The organism is Streptomyces sp. NPDC047974, assembly GCF_040653375.1.
GTDB lineage: Bacteria > Actinomycetota > Actinomycetes > Streptomycetales > Streptomycetaceae > Streptomyces.
In genome coordinates, this window is record NZ_JBEZNU010000011.1 from 53,710 (window position 1) to 79,883 (window position 26,174).

The following is a 26,174-nucleotide window of genomic DNA, read 5'->3' on the forward strand; positions in this document are numbered from 1 at the left end:
CCCCGTGGACCGCGGGCCGGGGTGGGTCTCGTACGGCAGGCGGCCGCTACTCCGCCATCGGCAGGTAGACGCGGTTGCCGGAGGCGGCGAACTCCGCCGACTTCTCGGCCATGCCGGCCTCGATCTCCTCCTTCTTCAGGTCACCGCCGTGCTCGCGGCGGATGTCCTGGGAGATCTTCATCGAGCAGAACTTCGGACCGCACATCGAGCAGAAGTGGGCGGTCTTCGCGGGCTCCGCCGGCAGCGTCTCGTCGTGGAACTCACGGGCGGTGTCCGGGTCGAGGGCCAGGTTGAACTGGTCCTCCCAGCGGAACTCGAAGCGCGCGTCGGAGAGCGCGTCGTCCCACTCCTGCGCGCCCGGGTGCCCCTTGGCCAGGTCCGCCGCGTGCGCCGCGATCTTGTACGTGATGACACCGGTCTTCACGTCGTCGCGGTTCGGCAGGCCCAGGTGCTCCTTGGGCGTCACGTAGCAGAGCATCGCGGTGCCCCACCAGGCGATCATCGCCGCGCCGATGCCGGAGGTGATGTGGTCGTAGGCGGGCGCGACGTCCGTGGTCAGCGGGCCGAGCGTGTAGAACGGCGCCTCCTCGCAGATCTCCTGCTGGAGGTCGATGTTCTCCTTGATCTTGTGCATCGGGACGTGGCCCGGGCCCTCGATCATCGTCTGCACGTTGTGGCGCTTGGCGATCGTGTTCAGCTCGCCGAGCGTGCGCAGCTCCGCGAACTGGGCGTCGTCGTTGGCGTCCGCGATCGAGCCGGGGCGCAGACCGTCGCCGAGCGAGTACGTGACGTCGTACGCCGCGAGGATCTCGCAGAGCTCCTCGAAGTTCGTGTAGAGGAAGTTCTCCTTGTGGTGCGCGAGGCACCAGGCGGCCATGATCGAACCGCCGCGCGAGACGATGCCGGTCTTGCGGCGCGCGGTGAGCGGCACGTACGGCAGGAGCACGCCGGCGTGCACGGTCATGTAGTCCACGCCCTGCTCGGCCTGCTCGATGACCGTGTCCTTGTAGATCTCCCAGGTCAGTTCCTCGGCCCTGCCGTCGACCTTCTCCAGGGCCTGGTAGAGCGGCACGGTGCCGATCGGCACGGGGGAGTTGCGCAGCACCCACTCGCGGGTGGTGTGGATGTTGCGGCCGGTGGACAGGTCCATGACCGTGTCGGCGCCCCAGCGGGTCGCCCAGGTCATCTTCTCCACCTCCTCCTCGATGGAGGAGGTGACGGCGGAGTTGCCGATGTTGGCGTTGACCTTCACCAGGAACCGCTTGCCGATGATCATCGGCTCGATCTCCGGGTGGTTGACGTTGGCCGGCAGCACCGCGCGGCCCGCCGCGATCTCCTCGCGGACGACCTCGGGGGAGACGTTCTCCCGGATCGCCACGTACTCCATCTCCGGGGTGATCTCGCCCCGGCGGGCGTACGCGAGCTGGGTCACGGCCTGCCCGGCGCGCCCCCGGCGGGGCAGCCGCGGACGGCCGGGGAAGACCGCGTCGAGGTTCTTGAGCCCTCCGCCGCGCGGCGAGGTGTGCTTGATGCCGTCGTCCTCGGGGCGGACCGGGCGGCCCGGGTACTCCTCGGTGTCGCCGCGCGCGATGATCCAGTTCTCGCGGAGCGGGAGCAGGCCCCGGCGCACGTCGGTGTCGACGGCGGGGTCGGTGTACGGGCCGGACGTGTCGTACAGCGTCACGTCCTTGCCGTTGGTGAGGTGCACCTGGCGGACCGGCACCCGGAGGTCGGGGCGGGAGCCCTCGACGTATCCCTTGTGCCAGCCCGGCGTGCGCTCGTCCTGGCTGGAAGCAGGCGTGCGTGCATCCTGAAGGGTCATGTGACCGAATCTCCCTACGCCGGCATTACCCGGTAACAGGTTCGGCGGTCGGCGCAGCCTCCTCCCGTACGTGTGCGTACGGTGATCAGCGCCCTCTCAGCCCGGTGCTCCGAGCTCCCGCGTGTGCAAAGGTGTCACGAGGCTAGCGCCCTCCCGGGCGTGCTGAACAGTGGGCCCCCACCGTTCTTGCGATGATCGGGTGGTGACTTCCCCCCAGCAGTCCCCCGATCCGCACGGCCACGAGCACGGTCACGAGCACGGGCACGGTTTCGGCCAGCACGGTCCGGACCACGGCTCCGGCCACGGGCACAGCCACAGCCACGGGCCCGCCGCGCCCGTCTCGCGCCATCTGCGAAGAGTCATCGCGGCCGTCCTCATCCCCTTCGCCACCGCCGTGGTCGTCGGCCTCGTGGTGCTCTGGCCCGGTGGCACTCCGGCGCACGAGCGGACCGGGGTCGGCTTCGACCGGCAGACCGAGCAGGGCAAGGTCGTGGCGGTCGAGCAGGTGGACTGCAAGGACGTGAACGCCGCGCAGGTGCCGCCCACCGGCGACACCTCCACTCCGCAGGGCCGCGAGGCGGTCGACGCACAGCAGGGGCAGTGCGAGAAGGCGACGATCGAGGTCACCAGCGGTCCGGACAAGGGGCGGCAGTTCACCGAGATCGTCCAGCCGGACGCCCCGCGCCAACTGGAGGAGGGCCAGGGCGTGGTGGTCGCCTACGCCCCCGACGCTCCGAAGGACCTGCAGTACTCGGTGACGGACGTGAACCGGAAGGTGCCGATGGCGGTCCTCGCCGGCATCTTCGCGCTCGCGGTCGTGCTCGTCGGCCGCATGCGGGGCGTGATGGCGCTGATCGCGCTCGCCGTGAGCTTCCTGGTACTCACCCTCTTCATCCTGCCCGCGATCCTGGAGGGGTCGAACCCGCTGATCGTGGCGGTGGTGGGATCGAGCGCGATCATGCTGCTCGCGCTCTACATGTGCCACGGCCTGTCGGCCCGGACCTCGGTCGCGGTCCTGGGCACGCTGATCTCGCTGCTGCTGATCGGACTGCTCGGCTCCTTCTTCATCGGCTGGGCCTCGCTCAGCGGCAACACCGACGACTACACCGGGCTGATCCACGGTCTCTACCCGGAGATCGACATGTCCGGCCTGCTGCTCGCCGGCGTGATCATCGGTTCGCTCGGTGTCCTGGACGATGTCACCGTCACCCAGACCTCGGCCGTCTGGGAACTGCACCAGGCCGACCCCGGCATGGGGCCGCGCGCCCTGTACCGGGCCGGGATCCGGATCGGCCGCGACCACATCGCCTCGGTGGTCAACACGCTGGTCCTGGCCTACGCCGGTGCCTCGCTCCCGCTGCTCCTGCTCTTCACCATCGCGGAGAGCAGCATGGGGACGGTGGCCAACAGCGAGCTGGTGGCGCAGGAGATCGTCCGGACGCTGGTCGGCTCGATCGGCCTGGTCGCCTCGGTGCCGGTCACGACCGCACTCGCGGCGCTCGTGGTCTCGGCCGACCGTCCTTCGGCGGCGGAGGCCGGCGGCCGGGCGGCGAGCCGCGGCGGACGGCGGCGCCGCGCGAAGTGACGCGTGCGCGGCGGCCGTACGGGGCGGGCCGCGTCGGCGGCCGGGCGGAGCGGGGCGCCTGCGGCGGCCGTGCAGGAGGGGTGACCGGCGTCGGCGGTACGGAAAGGGGTCCCGGCGTCGGACGGAGGGGAGGGGCGCCGGTGTCGGGCGTACGGAGCGGGTTCCGTCAGGCGGGGCCGGCGCTCTCCTCGGCGAGGATCTTGCCGAGCGCGGCCTCCAGGCTGTCCTCGAAGTCGCCCAGTGCCTGTTCCTGACCGAGCGGCACCAGTTTGTCCGTGCGGTCGAGGAAGGCGACCAGCGGCGGGGCGCTGGCGCGGAAGAGGGCGCGGTCACCGCCCACCTGGAGCCGGATGGAGACGTCCGACAGGCCCTCGGGGTCGGTCGGGGCGATGTGGACGTCGCCGTCGCCGCTGGGGCGGTTGATCCCGTCGAGCAGCAGCTCTCTGCCGAACGCCCAGGTCACGGGCGCGTCTCCGGGAAGGTGGAAGGTCATCCGCACCGCGTAGGGATCCCGGGTCTCGTATCGCAGTTCGACTGGGATCTTGAAGGAGAGCTCCTCGGAGACGAGGAAGCTCATCAGGACCTCGGCCTGAACCGACTCTCGCATCATGTACCCCGCAGTAGATGGAGCAGTTGTGTAAACACAGCTGCTGAAAGCTGTGACCGAAACGGCCAGGAATGATCCCCCGTGGCCCTCTTGACGCAATCGTGCTGTACGCGCTAGCGGATCACAAGGAGTGATTTTTCAGATACTGATAGAGAAGGCGAGCGAACTGAAGAGCTTTCCGATCTCCGTCTGTAGCCGCTCGACTGCTGGGAGCAACCGTTCTTCCTGGTGAAGCGGTAGAGAAATGGCCAGAGTGGCCGCTGTGTTGCCCACCGTGAGGGGGATGGCGGCGCAAACCGTGCCGAGCGCATATTCCTGACGCTCCACCAGGGGCTCCATTCGCCCCAAACCGCCCAAACGCTCCAAAAGCAGCCGCCGATTACGCACCGTGTACGGAGTGATGGCTTCCACGGGGTGCCGGTCAAGGTGGTCTTGACGAGATTTCAGATCGAGTTGGCTGAGCAGACACTGGCCGATCGCGTGGGCGTGTCCGGTCTCCCGGAAGTCGGCCCACTCCTCCACCGCGGGGGAGTTGGGGGTGTCCGCCACGGAGACCAGCTCGATCTCGCCGTCGCGGTAGAGCGCGAAATAGACGGGTACACCGATCTCGTCCCGCCAGTGGGCAAGGGAGTCCTCGATCTTGGTGCGACGATTCTGCACAGCTCCGCCACCGGCCAACCTGGCGGCTGCCTCGCCGAGATAGAACGCACCCTTGTCGCGGAGCAGATAGCCCTCGTGCGTCAGGGTGCGGAGAAGGTGGTACGTCGTGGGCAGCGGGAGGTTGGTCTCCCGGGCGAGCTGCTTGGCGGGGGCACCGTCCGCGTGGGAGGCCACGGCCTCCAGAAGTCTCAGCGCCCGCTGCACCGAGCCGATCAGGGTCGGCGCAGCTGTCTGCGTGGCCATGGCCAAAGGTCACCCCCAGGCGTGACAACGGATGCGCTGCATCCGTTCGCGGGGGCCGCCCCCGCGCACCCGCCGGGCCTGGGACGCCTATGGGGTCCGATGGACGGACCCCTCAGGGACGAGCGGGAAACCGCTGGTCTGCCGGAGATCTACGCCCGTAGTCCCCGACTCGGCGGAGATCTGCCACTCTAGTGGCTTGTCCTCGCCCCCCACCCTGTTTCCACCAGCGCGTTCCCTCTGCCGGGCTAACGCCCGGCAGACGCTGAATACCGATGAGTAGCTTGTGCTACCAGTCGCGATCCGACTTCGACGGGGTGCCGAACTTCCGTACGGCGTAGATGAGTCCGGCCACGAGCGCGACGAACAGCAGCACCTTGAACAGCACGCTGATCACGAAGGTCAGGATGCTGGTGATGACGCCGCCGAAGACGAGCAGGACCAGAGCGGGTATGGCGACCCACTTCACCCACCACGGCAGCCCCGCGAGAATCTCCTGTACGGCCATGGCTCGCTCCTTCGCTCTCGACGCCCTGTCCGGAACCCTTCGTCCCCGACGCTTCAAGGCTAGGCGGGGCACTCGGCCCGGCGGGGCCCCGGAAGCCCGGGCTCTCCCCTGATCCACCCCCTAGGGGAACCAGGGGTCCGGCCCGGAGAGTCCGCGAGCCGCCGGCGCCCTCACGCCTCCGGCGGGGAGAAGACCACCAGGACCCGCAGGTCCTCGCTGATGTGGTGGAAGCGGTGCGGCACCCCCGCCGGCACATAGACGACGCTGCCCCGCGCCACCTGCGTCGTCTCCTCCCCGACGGTGATCGCCGCCCGCCCGGACACCACGAAGTACACCTCGTCCTGAGCGTGCGGCGACTGCGGGTCCAGCTCGCCCGCGTCGAGCGCGTACAACCCCACCGACATGTTCCGCTCACGCAGGAACTGGAGGTACGCCCCCTGGTTGGCGAGGCGCTCCGCCTCGAGTTCGTCCAGCCGGAATGCCTTCACTGCCGTTCGCCCCTGCCCTCAGCCCGATGGTCTCTGCCACGATCAGACACATGAAGAATTTCCTAGTCAAGACGCTCGCCAACGCGGGCGCCCTCGCCGTGGCCATCTGGCTCTTCGAAGGCATCACGCTGACCGGTGACGACGAGATCACGGGCAAGGCGATCGGCAGCCTGCTGCTCGTCGCCCTCGTCTTCGGCCTCGTCAACTTCCTGGTCAAGCCGATCGTGAAGCTGCTGACGCTGCCCCTCTTCATCCTGACCCTCGGCCTGATCACCCTGGTGGTCAACGCCCTGATGCTGCTGCTCACCTCGTGGCTGGCCGAGCAGTTCGACCTCAGCTTCCACGTGGACGGCTTCGGGACCGCGGTCCTCGGCGGCCTGGTCATCTCCGTCGTCTCCTGGGCGCTCAACGTGCTCCTCCCGGACGGCGACTGAGCGACCGCCATGACCTACCGCGTCTGCTTCGTCTGCACCGGCAACATCTGCCGCTCCCCGATGGCCGAGCACGTCTTCCGCGCGCGCGTGGAGGAGGCCGGCCTCGGCGGGGCGGTCGAGGTGGACAGCGCGGGCACCGGCGGCTGGCACGAGGGCGACGCGGCGGACCCGCGCACCGTCGCCGTCCTGGAGGAGCACGGCTACACCTCCGCCCACACCGCCCGGCAGTTCCGCGCCTCCTGGTTCCCCGACCTCGATCTGGTGATCGCGCTCGACGAGGGCCACGTCCGGGAGCTCCGCCGCCTCGCCCGCACCCCCGACGAGGCGGCGAAGATCCGGCTGCTCCGCTCGTACGACCCCGCCGCCGGGAACGCGCTCGACGTCCCCGACCCCTACTACGGCGGGCCTGAGGGCTTCGAGGAATGCCTGGAGATGGCCGAGGCCGCGAGCGAGGGACTCCTCGCCGCCGTCCGCGCCGCAATCGGGGAGAGACGTCAGGGGGACGAGAGCATGGAAAGGACCACGTGAACCCGTTGATCCCTCAGGACCGGCGCCACCCCGACGAGGGGCCCGGCGACGGGACGCTCGCCGTGCGGGCCGGGCTGCCCGAGCCCGTGAAGCACGAGCCGACCCTTCCGGGTCCGGTCTTCGCCGCCCACTTCCACCTGCCGGGCGAACCCACCGGCCCGTACACCTACGGCCGCGACGAGAACCCGACCTGGACCCATCTGGAGCGGGCCATCGGGACCCTGGAGGCGCCCGGCGAGACCGGCATCGAGACCGTGGTCTTCGCCTCCGGCATGGCCGCCATCTCCGCCGTTCTCCTCTCCCAGCTCTCCGCCGGCGACGCCGTCGTCCTGCCGTCCGACGGCTACCAGGCCCTGCCGCTCCTCCACGAACAGCTGCGCGCGTTCGGGGTCGAGGTGCGCACCGCGCCCACCGGCGGCGACGCCCAGCTCGACGTGCTCGACGGCGCCCGGCTGCTGTGGATCGAGACCCCGTCCAATCCCGGGCTCGACGTCTGCGACATCCGCCGGCTCGTCGCCGCGGCGCACGCCGGCGGGGCGCTCGTCGCCGTCGACAACACCCTCGCCACGCCGCTCGGCCAGCGCCCGCTCGAACTGGGCGCGGACTTCTCCGTGGCCAGCGACACCAAGGGCATGACCGGCCACGGCGATGTGCTGCTCGGCCACGTCAGCTGCCGCGACCCGCTGCGGGCCGCGGAGGTACGGCGCTGGCGCAAGGTCGTCGGCGCGATCCCCGGGCCCATGGAGACCTGGCTCGCCCATCGCTCGCTGGCCACGCTCCACCTGCGGATCGACCGCCAGTGCGCCACGGCCCTGGAGCTCGCCCGCGTCCTCGCCGAGCACCCCGACGTGACCGGTCTGCGCCACCCCGGGCTCCCGGAGGACCCCTCGCACGCGATCGCCTCGCGGCAGATGCGCCGCTTCGGCTCGGTCGTCTCCTTCGAGCTCGCCGACCGCGCGCGGGCCGAACGCTTCCTGGAGGAACTGCGCCTGGTCGACGACGCCACCAGCTTCGGCGGGGTGCGCTCCTCGGCCGAGCGGCGCGGGCGCTGGGGCGGGGACGCCGTCGCGGAGGGCTTCATCCGCTTCTCCGTGGGCGCCGAGGACCCGGAGGACCTGATCGCCGACGTGCTGCGCGCCCTCGACGCGACGCGCAAGGCCGTCGGTTAGCGGCGTGTCCGGAAGCGGAACCGGGACCGGCTCCGCCGCGCATCCGCGTCACGGTGTGCGGCGCCGGTTCCGGATCGCGGGGGAGCGGTGCGTTTCAGCCCGACGGGAACGGGCCATTTTCTTCCCATGACCGAACGGCCCGTGGTCAAGCGCACCGCACGCGCCATCCTGCTCGACGGAGACGACCTCATCCTCATCAAGCGCACCAAACCGGGGATGGATCCTTACTGGGTGACGCCCGGTGGCGGCGTCGAGCCCTCCGATTCCACCGTCGTCGAGGCCCTGCACCGCGAGGTGCACGAGGAACTCGGCGCCAAGATCGTCGATGTGGTCCCCTGTTTCGTCGACACCGTCGAGCACATCGTCGACGGCGGGGTCTCCGGCGTGAAGGTCCAGCACTTCTTCGTCTGCCGCCTGGAGTCGATGGACCTCGGCCTCCGGCACGGCCCCGAGATGGACGAACCGGTCGGCGAGTACGAGATCGTCCGGGTGCCCTTCACCCGCGTCGGGATCGCCGCCGTCCACCTGGTGCCGCTCTCACTGCGCCACTACCTCGACGGGAACATCGAGGGCGTCCGCGCCATGCACGCCCCCGACCTCGGCTGACCCGGCCCCCACCGTGGCGAGCTCCGCCAGGAAGTCATGGCGGATCCGCTCGGTGGGGACCCCCGAGCCGCGGAGCACGTCGATGCCCTCCCGCACCATGCCGAGCGGGCCCGAGAGATACGCGTCCCGCTCGGTCCAGGGACCCGCCGCGCGGACGGCCCGCGGCAGCGGGCCCTGCGCCCCGGTGACGGGATGGACGGCGAGCCACGGAAAGGTCCGCTGGAGCCGCAGCAGGGTGTCGATGTCATAGAGGTCGTGGCCGCTGCGGGCGCCGTAGAACACGTCGACCTTCCTGCGGTCACCGTGCTCGGCGACGTCCTCGACCAGCGCCTTGATCGGCGCGATGCCGGTCCCGCCGCCCAGGCAGAGCAGCCCGGTGTCGGTGGCGTGGTCGACCGTCATGGAACCGGCCGGCGGGCCGAGCCGGAGCACGTCCCCGGGCCGGGCCCGGTGGACCAGCGCCCCGGAGACCCAGCCCGCCGGGACCGCCTTCACATGGAGGGTGAGCAGTCCGTCCGGCCGGGGTGCCGAGGCGAAGGAGTAGTGCCGCCAGACGCGCGGCCACCAGGGCGTCTCCAACGTGGTGAACTGCCCGGCGAGGAACGGGTAGGGCGCGTCGGGCCGCAGGGTGAGCACGGCGACGTCCGGGGTCCGCAGATCGTGCGAGACCACCTCGGCCTGCCAGAAGGCCGGCGCCTTCGTCCCGTCCTCGGCAGCCGCGTCGATCATGATCTGCGAGATCGCCGTGTACGCCCGGACCCAGGCCGCCTCGGTCTCCGCGTCCCAGCGCCGCTCCGCGTACCGCGCGAGCGCGCCGATCAGCGCCTCGCCGACCGCCGGATAGTGGGACGCCTCGACGCCGTACTTCCGGTGTCCCCGGCCGAGATGGCCCAGGTAGTCGACGAGGAAGGCGCTGTCGTCCATCCGCTCGGCGACCGTGAGCAGGGCCTTGAGCAGCCGGTCCCGCTGGGTGTCCATCGCGGCGGGGAAGAGCTCGCGCAGGGCCGGGGTCCGGATGAAGAGCAGCGCGTAGAAGTACGAGGTCACCTTGTCGGCGACCGGGGCGATCTCCTCAAGGGTGCGACGGACGAGCACCGCATCCGGGGAGGGCTCTGATATTCGGGCCCCCGTCCCGCCCGTCATGCTGGTCGGACCATCCATCATGTGCCTCGCCTCATGCAGCCGGCTTCCGTCTTCGCAGCATGGCCGCCGGCGGAGGGACTTCGGGCGGAAAGCGGCGTTCTCGGGCCAAAGGGCGGGGTTGCGGACTAGGCTCCACTCTTTCGGCGCGCGCGGGTGTTTCACGTGAAACACCGACGGAAAACCTCTGGACGGCAGATCACCCCGTCGGAGAACCTGGCCGTCATGCCGATCTCCCCCACCGCCCTCGCCCAGCTCCCCATCCGGCGTCTCGACCCCACCGATCTCCTGGCCTGCGCCGATCTCTCCGAGAACCGCGGCTGGCCCCGCGAGGAGCACAAGTGGGGGCTGCTCCTCACCGCGGGCACCGGGTACGGCATCGACTCCCCGGACGGCGAGGGACTGCTCGCCTGCTGTGTGGTCACCTCCTACGGCCCCGGCCTCGCGGCCATCGGCATGGTGCTCGTCGACAGGCGTCATGCCCGGCAGGGCGTGGGGCGCCGGCTGATGCGCCACGTGCTGGAGCAGGCCGGGGACACCCCGCTCACCCTGCACGCCACGCCGAACGGGCAGCCGCTCTACGAGGGGCTCGGCTTCACCGAGATCGGCCGTGCCGAGATGGTGAAGGGGCGCTTCTCCGCCGCCGTACCCGCCCCTCGGGTCGCGGTCCGTCCGGCCACCGCGGAGGACCTCCAGGAGGTGCTCCGCCTCGACCACGAGATCTTCGGCCTGGACCGCACCCCCCTCATCACCCGGCTCCCGGCCTTCGCCGACCATCTGCGGGTCGCGGTCGAGGACGGCGCGATCACCGGTTTCGCAGCCGCCTGGCCCAACATGGACACCCATGTCGTCGGGCCGCTGATCGCCCGTGACACCGCCACCGCCCAGGCGCTCGTCGCGTCGCTGGCCGAAGCCACGGACCGACCGCTCCGCACCGACGTCGACGTCCGCCACACCGAGCTGCTCGGCTGGCTCAAGGGGAACGGCCTGGCCCCGATCGCCGAGAACGCGATGATGATCCGTTCGGCCCCGGACCTCCCGGGTGACGCCTCCCGCCGGTTCGCCCCGCTGACCGTCGCGGCGGGTTGACCTTCGGAGGCAGGCCGGCCGCAGAGGTGCGCCGGCCTTCAGAGTCGGGACTCGGGAACCGAGGATACTTGCAGACGCGCACTATTGCGGATCATCGTCTACCCTGGATCCCGAGCGGCTCGACCGACCAGGAGCAGCACGAGGAGAGACCATGACCGCGACGGACCCCGCCCTCACCGGACTCGCCCAGCGCTGGTGCGCCCTCTCCCTGCTGCACGGCCGGATCGAGTCCCACATCGAGCGCGCCCTGGAGTCCGGACACGGTCTGAGCGCCCGTGAGTACTCGCTCCTCGACGTCCTCAGCCGCCAGCACGACGGGCCCGGTGGACACCTCCAGATGAAGCAGGTCGCCGACGCCGTGGTGCTCAGCCAGAGCGCCACCACCCGGCTCGTCACGCGCCTGGAGGACCGGGGCCTGCTCACCCGCTACCTCTGCGCCACCGACCGGCGCGGCATCTACACCGATGTCACCGAGTCCGGCCAGAAGCTCCTCGCGGAGGCGCGCCCCACCAACGACCGGGCCCTGCGCGAGGCCCTGGACGAGGCCGCGAAGAACCCCGAGCTCGCCTCCCTGGTCCAGGTCCTCGAAGGCGAGACCGCCACCGTCTGACGATCGGCCCGGCCCTTACGCTGCGGGCATGAGCGATCTTGAGATCCGTCCCGCCACCGCCGAGGACGTGCCGGCCATCGTCGCGATGCTCGCCGACGACCCCCTCGGCGCCCAGCGGGAGTCCCCGGACGACCCGGCACCGTACCTCTCCGCCTTCACCCGGCTCGCGGAGGACCCGAACCAGCACCTCGTCGTGGCCGCGCGCGGCGGGCGGGTCGTCGGCACGCTCCAGCTGACGGTCATCCCCGGGCTCTCCCGGCGCGGCGCCACCCGCGCCCTGATCGAGGGCGTACGGATCCACGCCGACGAGCGCGGCAGCGGCCTGGGCACCCGGCTCGTCGAATGGGCCATCGAGGAGTCCCGGCGCCTGGAGTGCGTACTGGTCCAGCTGACCTCCGACGTCACCCGCACCGACGCGCTCCGCTTCTACGAGCGCCTCGGCTTCGAGGCGAGCCACGTGGGCTTCAAGCTCGCGCTCTGACCTTCGGCGGATGCCCTTGTTTCACGTGAAACAAGGGCATCCGTGGCCTCGGGACCGGCTCAGAGTCCCCGCCACCCCTTCTCGTCCACACCGCCCGGAACCGCGTCCCCGGGCTCGTACGGCTCCCGGGTGAAGACGAAGGAGCCGAGGTCGAGGTGGCTGACGCCGCCGTCGGGCCGCCGCACCACACGGAGCCTCTCCCCCGCGTAGTAGCCGTCGAGCCCGATCCAGCCTCCCTCGGGCAGCGCCCGGAAGCGGGCACTGCGGCCGGAACCGCGCAAGGGCTCCAGGACGAGCCCGCGCTCGGCGCCGAGCCGCAGGGCGTAGGAGTACGTCCCCCAGTACCAGGGGCCGGTCAGCGCCAGGAGCTCCTGGTCGACCTCGGCCTCGGGCAGCGGCCGCCACGGCTCGGGCAACCGCGGCTCGGCCTCCGCCACGATCCGCACGAGGTCGGTGGCGACGAGCCCGGGCTGCGGACCGCTCGTGGCGTTCGCGAGCGCCACGCCCACCAGGCCCTCCTCGACGTCGATCCAGAGGCCCGCGACGAAGCCGGGCAGGGAACCGCCGTGCCCGACGAGCGCGCCGCCCTCCTTCCGGGCCACCTGGAGACCGAGGCCGTAGCCCATCAGCGGATCGCCGAGGGCCGGCGGACCCACGGGAACCCGCATCTCGGCGACGGAGGAGGCGCTCAGCACCCGCTCGTCGCCCTCGGCGAGGAAGACGCCGAACCGGCAGAGGTCCGCGGCCGTCGACCACAGCCGGCCGGCCGCGCCCATCACCCCGAGGTCCTCGGAAGGCTCCGGAAGCATCACATCGGCCCAGGGGTGCACCGCCCAGCCCCCGGCGTGCGGGGCGACCGGCTCCCCCGTCGTCCGGTCCATGCCCAGCGGCTCCAGGATCTCGGTGCGCAGCGCCTCCTCCCAGGAGACCCCGCGCACCGCCTCGACCAGCGCGCCGAGCAGGGTGTAGCCGGGGTTGGAGTAGTGGAAGGTGCGGCCCGCCGGGTGGAGGACGGGCGTCTCCCCCAGCACGTCGGAGAGCTCGGGCCGCGAGGATCCGGGCGTCCGCTCCCACCAGGGCGAGGGCGTCTCCGCCGCGAGCCCCGCGGTGTGGCCGAGCAGCTGGGCGATGGTCGCCTCGCCGACTCCGGTGCCGGGCAGGTGCTTCTCCAGCGGGTCGTCGAGCCCGAGCAGCCCCTCGTCCCGCAGCCTGAGGACGAGGACGGCGGTGAACACCTTGGTGATCGAACCGATCCGGTACTGCGTGTCGGCGTCCGGGGCGTGCCCGTCGACGCAGCTGCGGGAACCGCTCCAGACCATCGCTCCCCCGCGGGCGACGGCCCCCACGAACGACGGCGCGCGGCCCTCGCTCTGGGCGCGGGCCACGCGGTGCAGCAGGGAACGCTCGGTGGTGGGCAGCAGGGCTTCGAAAGCTGAGATCATGCGCCCGATCATGCCCCGCCGTCCCGCCGCGGCACGATCAGGTTTGTGCCATGTCCACGAAGCGCGAGTAGTGGCCCTGGAAGGCCACCGTGATGGTGGCCGTGGGGCCGTTACGGTGCTTGCCGACGATGATGTCGGCCTCGCCGGCGCGCGGGGACTCCTTCTCGTAGGCGTCCTCGCGGTGGAGCAGGATGACCATGTCGGCGTCCTGCTCGATGGAGCCGGACTCACGGAGGTCGGAGACCATCGGCTTCTTGTCGGTGCGCTGCTCGGGGCCACGGTTCAGCTGGGAGAGCGCGATGACCGGGAGCTCCAGCTCCTTGGCGAGGAGCTTGAGGTTTCGCGACATGTCGGAGACCTCCTGCTGACGGCTCTCCTGCCGCTTGGAACCGCCGGACTGCATCAGCTGGAGGTAGTCGATGATGACCAGCTTGAGGCCGTTGCGCTGCTTGAGCCGACGGCACTTGGCGCGGATCTCCATCATCGACAGGTTCGGGGAGTCGTCGATGTAGAGCGGCGCCTGGGAGACGTCGGGCATGCGGCGGGCGAGCCGGGTCCAGTCCTCGTCGGTCATCGTGCCGGAGCGCATGTGGTGCAGGGCGACCCGCGCCTCGGCGGACAGCAGACGCATCGCGATCTCGTTGCGGCCCATTTCGAGGGAGAAGATGACGCTGGGCAGGTTGTGCTTGATCGAGGCGGCCCGGGCGAAGTCCAGGGCGAGGGTCGACTTACCCATGGCGGGCCGGGCCGCGATGATGATCATCTGACCGGGGTGGAGGCCGTTGGTGAGCGAGTCGAGGTCGCTGAAGCCGGTGGGCACACCGGTCATCTCCCCGCTGCGGGAGCCGATCGCCTCGATCTCGTCGAGCGCGCCCTCCATGATGTCGCCGAGCGGCAGGTAGTCCTCGGTGGTCCGCTGCTCGGTGACCTTGTAGATCTCCGCCTGGGCCGAGTTCACGATCTCGTCGACGTCGCCGTCGGCCGCGTAGCCCATCTGTGTGATCTTCGTACCGGCCTCCACGAGCCGGCGCAGCACGGCCCGCTCGTGGACGATCTCCGCGTAGTACGAGGCGTTCGCCGCGGTCGGCACCGACTGGACGAGGGTGTGCAGATAGGAGGCGCCGCCGACGCGGTTGATCTCGCCGCGCTTGGTGAGCTCGGCGCCGACCGTGATGGGGTCGGCGGGCTCGCCCTTGGCGTAGAGGTCGAGGATCGCGCCGAAGACGGTCTCGTGCGCGGGCTTGTAGAAGTCGTGGCCCTTGATGATCTCCACGACGTCGGCGATGGCGTCCTTGGAGAGCAGCATGCCGCCGAGCACCGACTGCTCGGCGTCGAGGTCCTGCGGGGGAACCCGCTCGAAGCCGACGAGGCCGCCGTCCCAGGGGCCGTCGCTGCCGCGCTCGTGCTGCTCCTCACGGCCCCGGCCGCGCCCGCGGCCCTCGCCGCGGCCCTCGCCACGCCCTTCGCCCCGGGTGCGGACGGGCAGGCGGTCGCTCGGTCCGCCGTCTGCCCAAGGGTCGTCCATGGGCTCGGGAACGCTCACCCGCCACCTCTTCCCGTCCGCTCAGCGGACCTCGCCGTGCCACTCCTTCTTACGCCACGGCCTTGGTCAAAGAGTGGCTTTTGCGTCCGGTTCTGGCGCGTCGGGCGCCGGTCCACGGTAGGCCCGCGAGAGGCGTCAGCCAATCTGGTTATCCACAGGCTCTGTGGGTGAAGCCCCCAATGCTGTGGATAAGCCGCCGGATCCTGTGCACGGACCGGGGGACAGCCATGTGGACAAACTCATAAGACCCTCCCCGATCACGCTCTGACCTGCACCTTTTCCATCCACGGGCTGTGGGGGAGAAAAACTTTTGCGCCAGGGCCACGATCAGAACAAACAGCCCACACCCGAAGCCCCGATCCCCCTGAAAGTAAGGATCACACATCCATTGCATCACTTACCTGTGGACGATTAGATTGGCCCCATGACCCAGGCCCCCACGAGCTCCAAGGCCACGCTGCGCCGGCACGACCGCGAGATCCTCTCGCTCGCCCTGCCGGCCTTCGGCGCACTCGTCGCCGAGCCGCTCTTCCTCATGGTGGACAGTGCCATCGTGGGGCACCTCGGAACCCCCCAACTCGCGGGCCTCGCCATCGCCGGCGCCCTGCTCTCCACCTTCGTCAGCGTCTTCGTCTTCCTCGCCTACGCCACCACGGCCGCCGTCGCCCGGCGGGTCGGCGCGGGCGATCTGCCCTCCGCCCTCCGCCAGGGCATCGACGGCATCTGGCTGGCCCTGCTCCTCGGCCTCGCCCTCATCGCGGTCACCCTCCCCCTGGCCCCCTGGCTGGTCGAGGCCTTCGGCGCGTCCGACACAGCGGCCCCCCACGCCACCACGTATCTGCGGATCTCCCTCCTGGGCATCCCCGCGATGCTGATCGTCCTGGCCGCCACCGGTGTCCTGCGCGGACTCCAGGACACCCGCACCCCGCTCTACGTGGCCATCGGCGGCTTCGCGGTCAACGGCGCCCTCAACCTCGGACTGGTCTACGGCGCCGGGCTCGGCATCGCGGGCTCCGCCTGGGGCACCGTCATCGCCCAGTGCGGCATGGCCGCCGCGTACCTCGTCGTGGTCGTCCGTGGCGCCCGGCGCCACGGCGCCTCGCTCCGGCCCGACGCCGCCGGCATCCGGGCCTCGGCCCAGGCGGGCGTCCCGCTCCTGGTCCGTACGCTCTCGCTGCGCGCCGCCCTGATGATCGCCACCGCCGTCGCCGCCCGCCTGGGCGACACCGAGGTGGCGGCCCACCAGATCATCCTCTCGCTGTGGAACCTGATGGCATTCGCCCTGGACGCCATCGCCATCGCGGGTCAGGCGATCATCGGCCGCTACCTGGGCGCCGACGACGCCGACGGCGCCCGCCAGGTCTGCCGCCGGATGGTCCAGTGGGGCGTCGTCTCCGGAGTGGTCCTCGGATTGCTGCTGATCCTCACCCGCCCGCTCTTCATCCCGCTCTTCACCGGCGACCCCGCCGTCCAGTCCACCCTGCTGCCGGCCCTGCTCGTCGTGGCACTCTCCCAGCCGATCTCCGGCGTCGTCTTCGTCCTCGACGGCGTCCTCATGGGCGCGGGCGACGGCCCCTACCTCGCCTGGGCGATGCTGCTCACCCTGGCCGTCTTCGCACCGGTCGCCCTGCTCGTGCCCGCGCTCGGCGGCGGGCTGACCGCGCTCTGGTGGGCGATGACGCTGATGATGACGGTCCGGCTGGCCACCCTCTGGTACCGGATGCGCTCCGGCCGCTGGATCGTCACGGGCGCCACCCGCTGACCGAGGGCGGTGTTTCACGTGAAACACCGCAAAGAGCCACAAGCGCATGTTTCACGTGAAACGGCGGATGGGCCGCCCCCCAGTGGGGAGCGGCCCATCCTTACTGCTGAGCGCAGCGTTACGCGGCAACGACCTCGATGCCGAGCTTCGCGGCAACCTCGGGGTGCAGACGCACGAGCACCTGGTGCGAGCCCAGGGTCTTGATCGGCGAACCGAGCTCGACGCGACGCTTGTCGACCTCGGGGCCACCGGCGGACTTGATCGCCGTGGCGACGTCGGCCGGGGTCACGGAGCCGAAGAGACGGCCGGCGTCGCCGGAGCGAACGGCCAGACGGACCTTCGTGCCCTCGAGCTTGGCCTTGATCTCGTTGGCCTGCTCGATGGTCGCGATCTCGTGGATCTTGCGGGCGCGGCGGATCTGCGCCACGTCCTTCTCGCCACCCTTGGTCCAGCGGATCGCGAAACCACGCGGGACCAGGTAGTTGCGAGCGTAGCCGTCCTTGACCTCGACGACGTCGCCGGCCGTACCGAGGCCGGAGACTTCCTGGGTGAGGATGATCTTCATTTTTCGGTCACCCTTCCCTTATCGCGCGGTGGACGTGTAGGGCAGCAGCGCCATCTCACGGCTGTTCTTGACGGCCGTGGCGACGTCACGCTGGTGCTGCGTGCAGTTGCCGGTCACGCGGCGGGCACGGATCTTGCCGCGGTCGGAAATGAACTTCCGCAGCATGTTCGTGTCCTTGTAGTCCACGTACGCGGTCTTGTCCTTGCAGAACGCGCAGACCTTCTTCTTAGGCTTGCGCACAGGCGGCTTCGCCATGGTGTTTCTCCTGTGTGATCAAGAAGTGTGGGGTACGAGCTGCTTCCGGGGCCAGGCCCTAGAAGGGAGGCTCGTCCGAGTAGCCGCCGCCGGAGTTGCCACCCCAGCCGCCACCGCCGCCGCCGGCCTGCTGGCCGCCGCCGGAGGAGCCGCCGGAGGCCCAGGGGTCGTCGGAGGGAGCTCCGCCGCCCTGCTGCTGGCCGCCGCCGGAGTTGCCACCCCAGCCGCCGCCACCCTGCTGGCCACCGCCGCCGCCGAAGCCGCCGCCGCCACCCTGGCCACCGCGGCCGGTGGTCTTGGTGACCTTGGCCGTGGCGTTACGCAGGCTGGGACCGACTTCCTCGACATCCAGCTCGAAGACCGTGCGCTTGACGCCCTGGTTGTCCTCGTAGGACCGCTGCTTCAGACGGCCCTGCACGACGACGCGCATGCCCCGCTGAAGGGACTCGGCGACGTTCTCCGCCGCCTGACGCCAGACCGAGCAGGTCAGGAAGAGGCTCTCGCCGTCCTTCCACTCGTTGGTCTGACGGTCGAAGGTGCGGGGAGTGGACGCGACGCGGAACTTCGCGACCGCCGCACCGGACGGGGTGAAGCGCAGCTCGGGGTCGTCGACGAGATTGCCGACGACCGTGATGACGGTCTCGCCTGCCATGGGTGAACCTCTCGGCGTTGCTTCTGGCTGCTTGCTGCTACTCGGACCCGATTACCTCTGAGCGGAAGCTCAGTGGGTCTCGGGGCGGAGGACCTTGGTCCGGAGGACCGACTCGTTCAGGTTCATCTGGCGGTCGAGCTCCTTGACGACCGCAGGCTCGGCCTGCAGGTCGATGACCGAGTAGATGCCCTCGGGCTTCTTCTTGATCTCGTAGGCGAGACGACGACGGCCCCAGGTGTCGACCTTCTCGACCTTTCCGTTGCCCTCACGGACGACGGAGAGGAAGTTCTCGATCAGCGGGGAGACAGCGCGCTCCTCGAGATCGGGGTCGAGGATGACCATCACCTCGTAGTGACGCATGTGGAACCCACCTCCTTTGGACTCAGCGGCCACGGTCGTTCCGTGGCAGGAGGGTCGTGATGCGTGAGCGACGGCGTCCAGACTGGCAGGACCAGGGCAGACACCGGCGCAGACCGTACAGAGTACCCGCACATCGCCTTGCGGTTGAAATCCGGCGGGGAGGGGACGCAATCTGTACACATCGGACGTCGGCGGCGCTAGGATGCGCCGCCCTCCGCACGGCACGCCAGGAGGTGCCCCATGGCACAGGCAATGCGACCCGACCCCGGCCACTCCCTCTTCGCGACGGACGGCAAGCCGCACCCGCTCGTGGACACGCTGCTCGCCGTCACGCTGGTGCTGGGCATCCTGTCCTTCGTCACGGCGCAGTTCCACAACCTGCACCTGCTCAGCTCGTGGTCGGGCCTGATCGGCATCCTGACCGGGGCCTACGGACAGTTCATCTCCGTCACCACCCGCGAACGCTTCTTCCTGATCGTCGGACTCGGCGCCTCGGCGGTGGGCTTCTTCCTCGGGATGGCCCACGGCGGGCTCTTCGGTGGCGTGATCAGCTGACGCCGAGCACGTCAGGGCCCACGTGGCCCTTCGGGGCGCTCCCCGGTCGCAGTAGGCTTCGGCGCGAGAGCCGGAGCCCCTGACCGATGGGGACACACCTGCCGAGGAGCGCCCCGACATGAGCCTGACCCTGAGGACCATCAGCCGAGAGCAGCATCTGGCGTACATCCAGAGCCTGCCCGGCGCGAGCCACTGCCAGGTCCCGGCGTGGGCGGACGTGAAGACCGAGTGGCGCTCGGAGAACCTCGGCTGGTTCGACAAGAACGGCGAGCTCGTCGGCGTGGGCCTGGTGCTGTACCGCCAGCTCCCCAAGCTCAAGCGCTACCTGGCCTACCTCCCCGAGGGCCCGGTCATCAACTGGCACGCCCCCAACCTCGACGAGTGGCTCCAGCCGATGCTGGCCCACCTCAAGCAGCAGGGCGCCTTCTCCGTGAAGATGGGCCCGCCGGTCGTCATCCGCCGCTGGGACGCGGCCGCGATCAAGTCCGGCATCCAGGACCCGGACGTCAAGCGCCTCAAGGACGTGCAGGCCACCGAGGTCATGCCGCAGGCCTTCGAGGTCGCCGACCGGCTGCGGAAGATGGGCTGGCAGCAGGGCGACGACGGCGGCGCCGGCTTCGGCGACGTGCAGCCCCGCTACGTCTTCCAGGTCCCGCTGGCCAACCGCTCGCTCGACGACGTCCTCAAGGGCTTCAACCAGCTGTGGCGCCGCAACATCAAGAAGGCCGAGAAGGCCGGCGTCGAGGTCGTCCAGGGCGGCTACGAGGACCTCGCCGAGTGGCAGCGCCTGTACGAGATCACCGCCGTCCGCGACAAGTTCCGGCCGCGCCCGCTCTCGTACTTCCAGCGCATGTGGACGGTCCTCAACAACGAGGACCCCAACCGGATGCGCCTCTACTTCGCCCGCCACAACGGCGTGAACCTCTCCGCGGCGACGATGCTCGTCGTCGGCGGCCACGTCTGGTACTCGTACGGCGCCTCCGACAACATCGGCCGCGAGGTCCGGCCGTCCAACGCCATGCAGTGGCGGATGCTCCGCGACGCCTACGCGATGGGCGCCACCGTCTACGACCTGCGCGGCATCTCCGACTCGCTCGACGAGACCGACCACCTCTTCGGCCTGATCCAGTTCAAGGTCGGCACGGGCGGCGAGGCCGTGGAGTACGTCGGCGAGTGGGACTTCCCGCTGAACAAGCTCCTGCACAAGGCGCTCGACATCTACATGTCGCGCCGCTGACGCGTGTCGCGCCGCTGACGCTCCCCGCGGGGCTTGCGTAACCTCGTAGTTCCACGAGTAGTTCCGCGAGTCTCGTACACACCTGCGAAACCCCCCACCGCAGCCATCAGAAAGGTTCCGGGCCGGCCATGGCGCTCTCCCTCTACGTCGACACCGCTCGCTGGCGGGCGCACCAGAAGTCCGTGATCGACCAGTTCCCCGGCCTGATCCCGGTCTGCAAGGGCAACGGCTACGGCTTCGGCCACGAGCGGCTCGCCGAGGAGGCGGCCCGCTTCGGCGCCGACATGCTCGCGGTGGGGACCACGTACGAGGCCGCGAAGATCAAGGACTGGTTCGGCGGCGACCTGCTGGTCCTCACCCCGTTCCGGCGGGGCGAGGAGCCGGTGCCGCTGCCCGACCGGGTGATCCGCTCCGTCTCCTCCGTCGATGGCGTGCACGCCCTGGTCGGCGCCCGGGTCGTCATCGAGGTCATGAGCTCGATGAAGCGGCACGGCGTCCGCGAGGACGAGCTCGCGCGGCTCGCCGCCGCGATCGAGGACGTGCGCCTGGAGGGCTTCGCCCTGCACCTGCCGCTCGACCGCCCGGACGGCACGGACGCCGTCGAGGAGGTCATCGCCTGGATGGACCGGCTGCGCGCCGCCCGGCTGCCGCTGCACACCATGTTCGTGAGCCATCTGCGGGCCGAGGAGCAGGCCCGGCTGCAGCAGCAGTTCCCGCAGACCCGCTTCCGCGCCCGCATCGGCACCCGGCTCTGGCTGGGTGACCACGAGGCCACCGAGTACCGCGGTTCGGTCCTGGACGTCACCCGGGTCGCCAAGGGCGACCGCTTCGGCTACCGCCAGCAGAAGGCGGCCTCGGACGGCTGGCTGGTCGTCGTCGCCGGCGGCACCTCGCACGGCGTGGGCCTGGAGGCCCCGAAGGCGATGCACGGCGTGATGCCGCGCGCCAAGGGCGTGGCCCGGGCCGGTCTGGCCACGGTCAACCGGAACCTGTCGCCGTTCGTCTGGGCGGGCAAGCAGCGCTGGTTCGCCGAGCCGCCGCACATGCAGGTGTCGATCCTCTTCGTGCCGGCCGACGCCCAGGAGCCGCAGGTCGGCGACGAGCTGGTGGCCCACCTGCGGCACACCACGACCCAGTTCGACCGGCTCGTGGAGCGCTGAGCCGGTCGTCCGCGCGCCGTCGGATCACCCCCGGGAGCCCTCGGCCCCGGGGGTTCCCCATGTCACGAGGAGTTCCCCCTCGGCGGGCTCGGGGGCCGCGTGGCGGGCCGGCCGGGCGGCCCTGCCCACCACGAAGACGTCCCCGGCGCCGTCCAGGACGCCGCCCGAGGGATCGTCGGCGCCGTCCCTGCGGACCGGGTCCTTCTCGGGCGCCAGGACGTCCCGTACGACCACGGCGCACAGGTACAGCGTGCCCAGCAGGTGCAGCACGATCGCGAAGTGGTAGCCGTCCAGCGGCAGTCCCTGCTTGTTGCCGCTGCCGGTGAAGGCGAGGTACATCCAGATCCCGAGGTAGTACAGGACCTCGCAGGACTGCCAGATCAGGAAGTCGCGCCAGCGCGGCCGGGCGAGCGCGGCGAGCGGCACCAGCCACAGGACGTACTGCGGCGAGTAGACCTTGTTGGTGAGGACGAACGCGGCGACCATCAGGAACGCCAGCTGGGCGAGGCGGGGCCGCCGGGGCGCGGCGAAGGCCAGCCAGCCGAGCCCGCCCGCCGCGAGCAGCAGGAGCAGCAGCGCGTACAGGTTGGCCCGCTCGGGCGGGATGGTCTCCCCGGCGCGCTGGCTGACGAGCAGCCAGACCGAGCCGAAGTCCACGTTCCGGTCGCGGCTGAAGAGGTAGAACTGCTTCCAGCCCTCGGGCGCGAGGAGCATCACCGGCAGGTTCACCACCAGCCAGGAGCCCGCCGCGCCCAGCAGCGCGGTGCCGAAGGCGCGCATCCGCCCGGCCCGCACGCAGAGCAGCAGCAGCGGCCACAGCAGCAGCACCGGGTAGAACTTGGCGGCGACGGCCAGGCCCAGCAGGATGCCGGCGGCGAGCGGCCGGGAACGGGCCCACATCATGATCGCGGCGGCGGTGAGGGCCACGGCGAGCAGGTCCCAGTTGATGGTGGCGGTGAGGGCCACGGCGGGCGCCAGGGCGACGAGCAGACCGTCCCAGGGACGGTTGCGGTGCGTCCGGGCCACACAGACCGCGAGGACGGCCACGCAGACCATCAGCAGACCGGAGTTGACGAGCCAGTACGCCTGGCCGCGGGCCTGGAGGTCGCCACCGGGCGTCAGCCAGGCCGCCACCTCCATGAACAGCCCCGTCAGGACGGGGTACTCCAGGAACGGTATGTCGCCGGTGAGCCGGTCGAAGTAGGGCACGAGGCCCTCGGAGAAGCCGCGCCCGGCGAAGAGGTGCGGGATGTCCGAGTAGCAGGCGTGGGTGTACTGGGAGGTGGTGCCGCGGAACCAGGCCCAGTTGTAGCAGGGCAGTTTCTGCACCATGCCGAGGGCGAACATGCCGATGGCCACGAGCGCGATCACCCGCACCGGGGTGAACTGCCCGGCAGCGGGCCCGCTGCCGGGCAGGACGCGGCGGCCGTACCGCCCGCCGATGAGCGCGCTGCCGGCGGCCGCCACCTCGTCGCGCCGGGTGGGGGCGACGACGGGCGGGACGACGGGGGCGGCGTCGACAGGGGAGTCGTCGAGGGGGCCGTTCGTCTTCTTCAGGCTCGGCATGGGGGACATCCTGCCGTACGCCCCTGGGAATCCGGCCGTGCGCGGGACGGCAACGCGGAGGGCCGCCGCGCTCCGCCCCGTACCGCGTGGGTACGGGGCGGGCGCGACGGCCCTCGTGGCGCCGGTCGCCCGGCGGGTCCTCCCGGCAGGTCCGCCGGGTCGGTCGCCTCAGTCGAAGAAGCTTCCGGTGGAGGAGTCGGTCGGGTCTCCGCCGCTGCCTCCGTTGTTGTTGCCGCCGCCGTTGCCGGGGCCGCCCGGGTCCGTCGTCGTGTTCGTCGGCGTCGGACTGGAGGAGTCGGTCGGCGTCGGCTGGGTCGTTCCGCCGTCGCCGCCGCCCGTGTCGTTGCAGTCCCAGCCGTCCCAGATGCTGCAGGTGGTCTTGCCGGGCTTCGGCTCCTTGGTCGTCGGACGGCCGCTGTCGGTGGGCGTCGGCGGGGGAGTCGTCGTCGGGGCGGTGGTGGCCGTCTCGGTCGGCGTCGGCGTCTCGGTCGGCGTCGGCGTCTCGGTCGGCTTGGGCGTGGCGCCGCCGCCGTAGACCGCCTTGGCGTCCGCGAGCTTCTCCGGCTTCGGGAACTTCTCGACGGGCAGGTCGGCCACGGCGTCCGTCATGTAGTCGTTCCAGATCTGGGACGGGAACGACGAACCGTGGATCGACTTCTGGCCGCCCGTGCCGTACATCTCCAGGAACTCGCGGCCTTCCTTGGTCTCGTCGTCGTCGAAGCGGTACATGTCGATCGCCGTCGCGAGCTGCGGGGTGTAGCCGACGAACCAGGCCGACATGTTGTCGTCGGTGGTACCGGTCTTGCCGGCCACGTCGCGGCCGGGGATGGCCGCGTTGTTGCCGGTGCCGTCCGGGTCCTCGACGACGCTGCGGAGCACGTCGGTGACGTTGGAGGAGATGGCCGAGGAGAAGGCCTGCGTGGAGGCCTCCTCGTGCTTGAAGATGACCTTGCCGCCCTTGACCACCTTGGTGACCGAGTACGGCTCGTTGCGCACGCCCTCGTTGGCGAAGGTGGAGTAGGCGCCGGCCATCCGGATCGCGCTCGGGCTGGAGATGCCGAGCGAGAAGGACGGGACCTCGCCCTTGACCAGGGAGTCGGGGCGCAGACCGGCGGTGACGGCCGCGTCACGGACCTTGTCGATGCCGACGTCCATGCCCAGCTGCACGAAGGGGGAGTTGGCGGAGACGATCATCGCCCGGCGCAGGCTGATGTTGCCGTAGCTCTTGTTGCCCTCGTTGTTCTGCTTCCACTCCGCTCCCTCCTCGTTGTGCCAGATCTCGCCGTCGTACTTGCGGACCTTGAGGTCGTCCTTGCCGGAGTAGCGGCTCTTGTCGGGGTCGAGCAGCGTGCGCGAGGAGGCGTCCTGCTGCGCGGGCCCCTCCGGGTCGCGCACGCCGTCCTTCATCGCGGCGGCGAGCACGAAGGGCTTGAACGTCGAACCGACCTGGGCACCGGTGGTGTCGGCGTTGTTGGTGTAGTGCTTGGTGGCGTCCTGGCCGCCGTAGATCGCGACGATGGCACCGGTCTTGACGTCGACGGACGCGCCGCCGAACTCGACGTGGGTGTCGTCCTCCGGACGCTCCTTCTCGTCGATGTACTCGTCGTAGACCTTCTTCACCGAGTCCGACATCGCCTGCACCTTCTTCTTGTTGAAGGTGGTGTGGATCTCGTATCCGCCGAGGTTCAGGGCCTCTTCGCTGATGTCGTACTTGCTGCGGAAGTTGGCCTTGGCGGTGGCGACCAGGTAGCCGGTCTGGCCGCTGAGCTGGGCGTCCGTCTTCCGCTTCTGGATCTTCGGCAGGGTCTTGTACTTCGCCCGCTCCTCCGCCGAGATCTTGTTGTCCTTGACCATCTCGTCGAGGATCCAGGCCCAGCGCTCGGTGAGGCGCGCCAGGTTCTTCTCGGCGGTGGCGTTGGGGTCGTACTCGGGGTAGCCGGCCGGGTCGTAGTACGTCGCGCCCTTCAGCACGGAGGCGAGGACCGCCGACTCGGAGGCGTTGAGGTCCCGGGAGTCCTTGTCGAAGTACGCGCGGGAGGCGGCCTGGATGCCGTAGGCGTTGCGGCCGTAGTAGGCGGTGTTGAGGTAGCCGGCCAGGATGTCGGGCTTCTCGACCGTGTTGCCGACCTTGATGGAGATGAAGAGTTCCTTCACCTTCCGGGAGAGGGACTGCGTCTGGTCGTCGAGCAGGCCGTTCTTCACGTACTGCTGGGTGATGGTCGAGCCGCCCTGGGTCTCGCCGCCCTTCGCCATGTTCCACACGGCGCGGCCGATGCCCATGGGGTCGACGCCCCAGTCGTCCCGGAAGGTCTTGTTCTCGGCCGAGATCACGGCCTCCTGCATGACCTTCGGGATCTGGTCGATGCCGACGATCTGGCGGTTCGCGCCGGCGCCGGTGGCGACCATCCGCGTGCCGTCGTCCCAGTAGTAGATGTTGTTCTGGGAGGTCGCGGTTTCGGCCACGTTGGGGACGACCACCTGCGAGTACGCGATGACCGAGGCGCCCATGAGGAGGCCCACGAAGAGCAGGAAGGTGCCCGTGACGAGCTTCCAGGACGGCATCCAGCGACGCCAGCCGTCCTTGTCGTGCCGCGGGTAGTCGATCAGCCGCTTCTTGCCCGGCGGACGACCGCCCGGGCCTCCGCCGCGTCCGCCGCGTCCGCCGCCTCCGCCCCGGCGGCCACCGCCGCCGGGACCGTTCGGTCCGCCGGGGCCGGCCTCGGGCGCGCGCCGGCGGCCACCGCGCTGGGCGGCCCGCCGGGCCTCCGCGCGGCCTCCGTACGGACGTGCCTCCTCCCCGGGGGAGGAAGGGGCCCCGTGGGAACCGGACGACCCGTACGCGCCGGACGACCCGTAAGGGGCCGGCGATCCGTACGGGGGCGTCCCGCCACCGGGGTTCTGGGCCGGGGCCGACCTGCGGCCGACCGGCTGCTGGGCGGCGCGTCGTGCCGCCGCGCGGCCGCCCGTCGGCGGCTCCTGCGACGGCATCCTGCGACGGTGCTCGCTCATCGAACGACTACTCCTCGGGCAGGCGCGTACGCCTGGAAGCGGCAGTTGAGTTCCGGTCCCCCCGAAATGCGTACGACCGGAGCCCATCGGAGGCCCCTTTC

General features: G+C 70.5%; 26 protein-coding genes and 1 riboswitch. Of the genes, 12 read left to right on the plus strand and 14 right to left on the minus strand.

The annotated features are described in order from the left end of the window. Nucleotides 1-46 precede the first annotated feature (46 nt). Nucleotides 47-1,822 carry a phosphomethylpyrimidine synthase ThiC gene (gene thiC, locus AB0E19_RS17650; RefSeq protein WP_362180285.1) on the minus strand — a complete coding sequence of 592 codons (1,776 nt, stop codon included), beginning with the start codon at nucleotides 1,820-1,822 and terminating at the stop codon, nucleotides 47-49. Further along, a riboswitch (TPP riboswitch) is annotated at nucleotides 1,817-1,953 on the minus strand. (Overlaps the previous gene by 6 nt.) A gap of 71 nt (nucleotides 1,954-2,024) precedes the next feature. Here thiC and AB0E19_RS17655 point away from each other — a divergent pair. Beyond that, nucleotides 2,025-3,407, plus strand: coding sequence for a YibE/F family protein (locus AB0E19_RS17655; protein WP_362180288.1), 1,383 nt, complete (start codon nucleotides 2,025-2,027; stop codon nucleotides 3,405-3,407). Between the two features lie 166 nt (nucleotides 3,408-3,573). Here AB0E19_RS17655 and AB0E19_RS17660 read toward each other — a convergent pair whose 3' ends face one another. From AB0E19_RS17660 to AB0E19_RS17675, 4 genes are all read right to left on the minus strand, one after another. Continuing rightward, the gene (locus AB0E19_RS17660) at nucleotides 3,574-4,014 is read right to left on the minus strand and encodes an SsgA family sporulation/cell division regulator (RefSeq protein WP_360604671.1); all 441 of its coding nucleotides are present in this window, start codon (nucleotides 4,012-4,014) and stop codon (nucleotides 3,574-3,576) included. A gap of 138 nt (nucleotides 4,015-4,152) precedes the next feature. Then, on the minus strand, nucleotides 4,153-4,917 hold the full coding sequence (locus AB0E19_RS17665) for a helix-turn-helix domain-containing protein (protein WP_362180291.1): 765 nt from the start codon (nucleotides 4,915-4,917) through the stop codon (nucleotides 4,153-4,155). Nucleotides 4,918-5,203: 286 nt separating this feature from the next. After that, nucleotides 5,204-5,422 carry a DUF5326 family protein gene (locus tag AB0E19_RS17670; protein ID WP_360604272.1) on the minus strand — a complete coding sequence of 73 codons (219 nt, stop codon included), beginning with the start codon at nucleotides 5,420-5,422 and terminating at the stop codon, nucleotides 5,204-5,206. 170 nt (nucleotides 5,423-5,592) lie between these two features. Then, nucleotides 5,593-5,910: a cupin domain-containing protein gene (locus AB0E19_RS17675; RefSeq protein WP_362180294.1), complete on the minus strand. Its 318-nt coding sequence runs from the start codon at nucleotides 5,908-5,910 to the stop codon at nucleotides 5,593-5,595. Nucleotides 5,911-5,960: 50 nt separating this feature from the next. Between AB0E19_RS17675 and AB0E19_RS17680 the strand changes: the two genes are divergently transcribed. The 4 genes from AB0E19_RS17680 (at nucleotide 5,961) to AB0E19_RS17695 (ending at nucleotide 8,647) form a co-directional block, all read left to right on the plus strand. Then, on the plus strand, nucleotides 5,961-6,344 hold the full coding sequence (locus AB0E19_RS17680) for a phage holin family protein (RefSeq protein WP_362180297.1): 384 nt from the start codon (nucleotides 5,961-5,963) through the stop codon (nucleotides 6,342-6,344). Nucleotides 6,345-6,353: 9 nt separating this feature from the next. Beyond that, on the plus strand, nucleotides 6,354-6,872 hold the full coding sequence (locus tag AB0E19_RS17685) for a low molecular weight protein-tyrosine-phosphatase (protein WP_362180300.1): 519 nt from the start codon (nucleotides 6,354-6,356) through the stop codon (nucleotides 6,870-6,872). After that, complete coding sequence (locus tag AB0E19_RS17690; protein ID WP_362180303.1) at nucleotides 6,869-8,041, plus strand: cystathionine gamma-lyase; 1,173 nt, start codon at nucleotides 6,869-6,871, stop codon at nucleotides 8,039-8,041. The genes AB0E19_RS17685 and AB0E19_RS17690 overlap by 4 nt, the downstream gene beginning before the upstream one ends. 126 nt (nucleotides 8,042-8,167) lie before the next feature. Beyond that, nucleotides 8,168-8,647: an NUDIX hydrolase gene (locus tag AB0E19_RS17695; protein ID WP_362180306.1), complete on the plus strand. Its 480-nt coding sequence runs from the start codon at nucleotides 8,168-8,170 to the stop codon at nucleotides 8,645-8,647. Here AB0E19_RS17695 and AB0E19_RS17700 read toward each other — a convergent pair. Continuing rightward, nucleotides 8,579-9,808: a globin domain-containing protein gene (locus AB0E19_RS17700; RefSeq protein WP_362180692.1), complete on the minus strand. Its 1,230-nt coding sequence runs from the start codon at nucleotides 9,806-9,808 to the stop codon at nucleotides 8,579-8,581. The genes AB0E19_RS17695 and AB0E19_RS17700 overlap by 69 nt on opposite strands. 204 nt (nucleotides 9,809-10,012) lie before the next feature. Between AB0E19_RS17700 and AB0E19_RS17705 the strand changes: the two genes are divergently transcribed. The 3 genes from AB0E19_RS17705 (at nucleotide 10,013) to AB0E19_RS17715 (ending at nucleotide 11,967) form a co-directional block, all read left to right on the plus strand. After that, on the plus strand, nucleotides 10,013-10,876 hold the full coding sequence (locus AB0E19_RS17705) for a GNAT family N-acetyltransferase (RefSeq protein ID WP_362180309.1): 864 nt from the start codon (nucleotides 10,013-10,015) through the stop codon (nucleotides 10,874-10,876). A 151-nt stretch (nucleotides 10,877-11,027) separates the two neighbouring features. Then, on the plus strand, nucleotides 11,028-11,486 hold the full coding sequence (locus AB0E19_RS17710; protein WP_362180313.1) for a MarR family transcriptional regulator: 459 nt from the start codon (nucleotides 11,028-11,030) through the stop codon (nucleotides 11,484-11,486). A gap of 28 nt (nucleotides 11,487-11,514) precedes the next feature. Continuing rightward, nucleotides 11,515-11,967, plus strand: a complete 453-nt coding sequence (locus AB0E19_RS17715; RefSeq protein WP_362180316.1) for a GNAT family N-acetyltransferase — start codon at nucleotides 11,515-11,517, stop codon at nucleotides 11,965-11,967. A gap of 59 nt (nucleotides 11,968-12,026) precedes the next feature. Here the strand turns inward: AB0E19_RS17715 and AB0E19_RS17720 are convergent, their stop codons facing one another. Continuing rightward, complete coding sequence (locus tag AB0E19_RS17720) at nucleotides 12,027-13,409, minus strand: serine hydrolase domain-containing protein (RefSeq protein WP_362180319.1); 1,383 nt, start codon at nucleotides 13,407-13,409, stop codon at nucleotides 12,027-12,029. A gap of 37 nt (nucleotides 13,410-13,446) precedes the next feature. Further along, a complete protein-coding gene (gene dnaB, locus AB0E19_RS17725; protein WP_169094051.1) occupies nucleotides 13,447-14,952 on the minus strand; it encodes a replicative DNA helicase in 1,506 nt (501 codons plus the stop codon). A gap of 424 nt (nucleotides 14,953-15,376) precedes the next feature. On the opposite strand from dnaB, the gene AB0E19_RS17730 reads away from it, so the two are divergent. Further along, on the plus strand, nucleotides 15,377-16,714 hold the full coding sequence (locus AB0E19_RS17730) for an MATE family efflux transporter (RefSeq protein ID WP_362180323.1): 1,338 nt from the start codon (nucleotides 15,377-15,379) through the stop codon (nucleotides 16,712-16,714). Nucleotides 16,715-16,832: 118 nt separating this feature from the next. Here the strand turns inward: AB0E19_RS17730 and rplI are convergent, their stop codons facing one another. The 4 genes from rplI to rpsF all read right to left on the minus strand — a co-directional run bounded on the left by rplI (nucleotide 16,833) and on the right by rpsF (nucleotide 18,546). Then, entirely contained in the window at nucleotides 16,833-17,279 is a 447-nt protein-coding gene (rplI, locus tag AB0E19_RS17735; protein WP_360604251.1) for a 50S ribosomal protein L9, read from the minus strand. 18 nt (nucleotides 17,280-17,297) lie between these two features. Next, nucleotides 17,298-17,534, minus strand: coding sequence for a 30S ribosomal protein S18 (gene rpsR, locus AB0E19_RS17740; protein WP_005315025.1), 237 nt, complete (start codon nucleotides 17,532-17,534; stop codon nucleotides 17,298-17,300). A 58-nt stretch (nucleotides 17,535-17,592) separates the two neighbouring features. Continuing rightward, nucleotides 17,593-18,186: a single-stranded DNA-binding protein gene (locus tag AB0E19_RS17745; RefSeq protein ID WP_362180327.1), complete on the minus strand. Its 594-nt coding sequence runs from the start codon at nucleotides 18,184-18,186 to the stop codon at nucleotides 17,593-17,595. A 69-nt stretch (nucleotides 18,187-18,255) separates the two neighbouring features. After that, nucleotides 18,256-18,546, minus strand: coding sequence for a 30S ribosomal protein S6 (gene rpsF, locus AB0E19_RS17750; protein ID WP_004950685.1), 291 nt, complete (start codon nucleotides 18,544-18,546; stop codon nucleotides 18,256-18,258). A gap of 240 nt (nucleotides 18,547-18,786) precedes the next feature. On the opposite strand from rpsF, the gene AB0E19_RS17755 reads away from it, so the two are divergent. The 3 genes from AB0E19_RS17755 (at nucleotide 18,787) to AB0E19_RS17765 (ending at nucleotide 21,498) form a co-directional block, all read left to right on the plus strand. Continuing rightward, nucleotides 18,787-19,101: a hypothetical protein gene (locus tag AB0E19_RS17755; protein WP_362180330.1), complete on the plus strand. Its 315-nt coding sequence runs from the start codon at nucleotides 18,787-18,789 to the stop codon at nucleotides 19,099-19,101. A 118-nt stretch (nucleotides 19,102-19,219) separates the two neighbouring features. Then, nucleotides 19,220-20,338, plus strand: a complete 1,119-nt coding sequence (locus AB0E19_RS17760; protein ID WP_360604245.1) for a peptidoglycan bridge formation glycyltransferase FemA/FemB family protein — start codon at nucleotides 19,220-19,222, stop codon at nucleotides 20,336-20,338. A gap of 128 nt (nucleotides 20,339-20,466) precedes the next feature. Then, complete coding sequence (locus AB0E19_RS17765; protein WP_362180334.1) at nucleotides 20,467-21,498, plus strand: alanine racemase; 1,032 nt, start codon at nucleotides 20,467-20,469, stop codon at nucleotides 21,496-21,498. Between the two features lie 24 nt (nucleotides 21,499-21,522). Here AB0E19_RS17765 and AB0E19_RS17770 read toward each other — a convergent pair whose 3' ends face one another. Next, a complete protein-coding gene (locus AB0E19_RS17770) occupies nucleotides 21,523-23,073 on the minus strand; it encodes a glycosyltransferase 87 family protein (protein ID WP_362180337.1) in 1,551 nt (516 codons plus the stop codon). Nucleotides 23,074-23,232: 159 nt separating this feature from the next. Beyond that, entirely contained in the window at nucleotides 23,233-26,073 is a 2,841-nt protein-coding gene (locus AB0E19_RS17775) for a transglycosylase domain-containing protein (RefSeq protein ID WP_362180340.1), read from the minus strand. Nucleotides 26,074-26,174 lie beyond the last annotated feature (101 nt).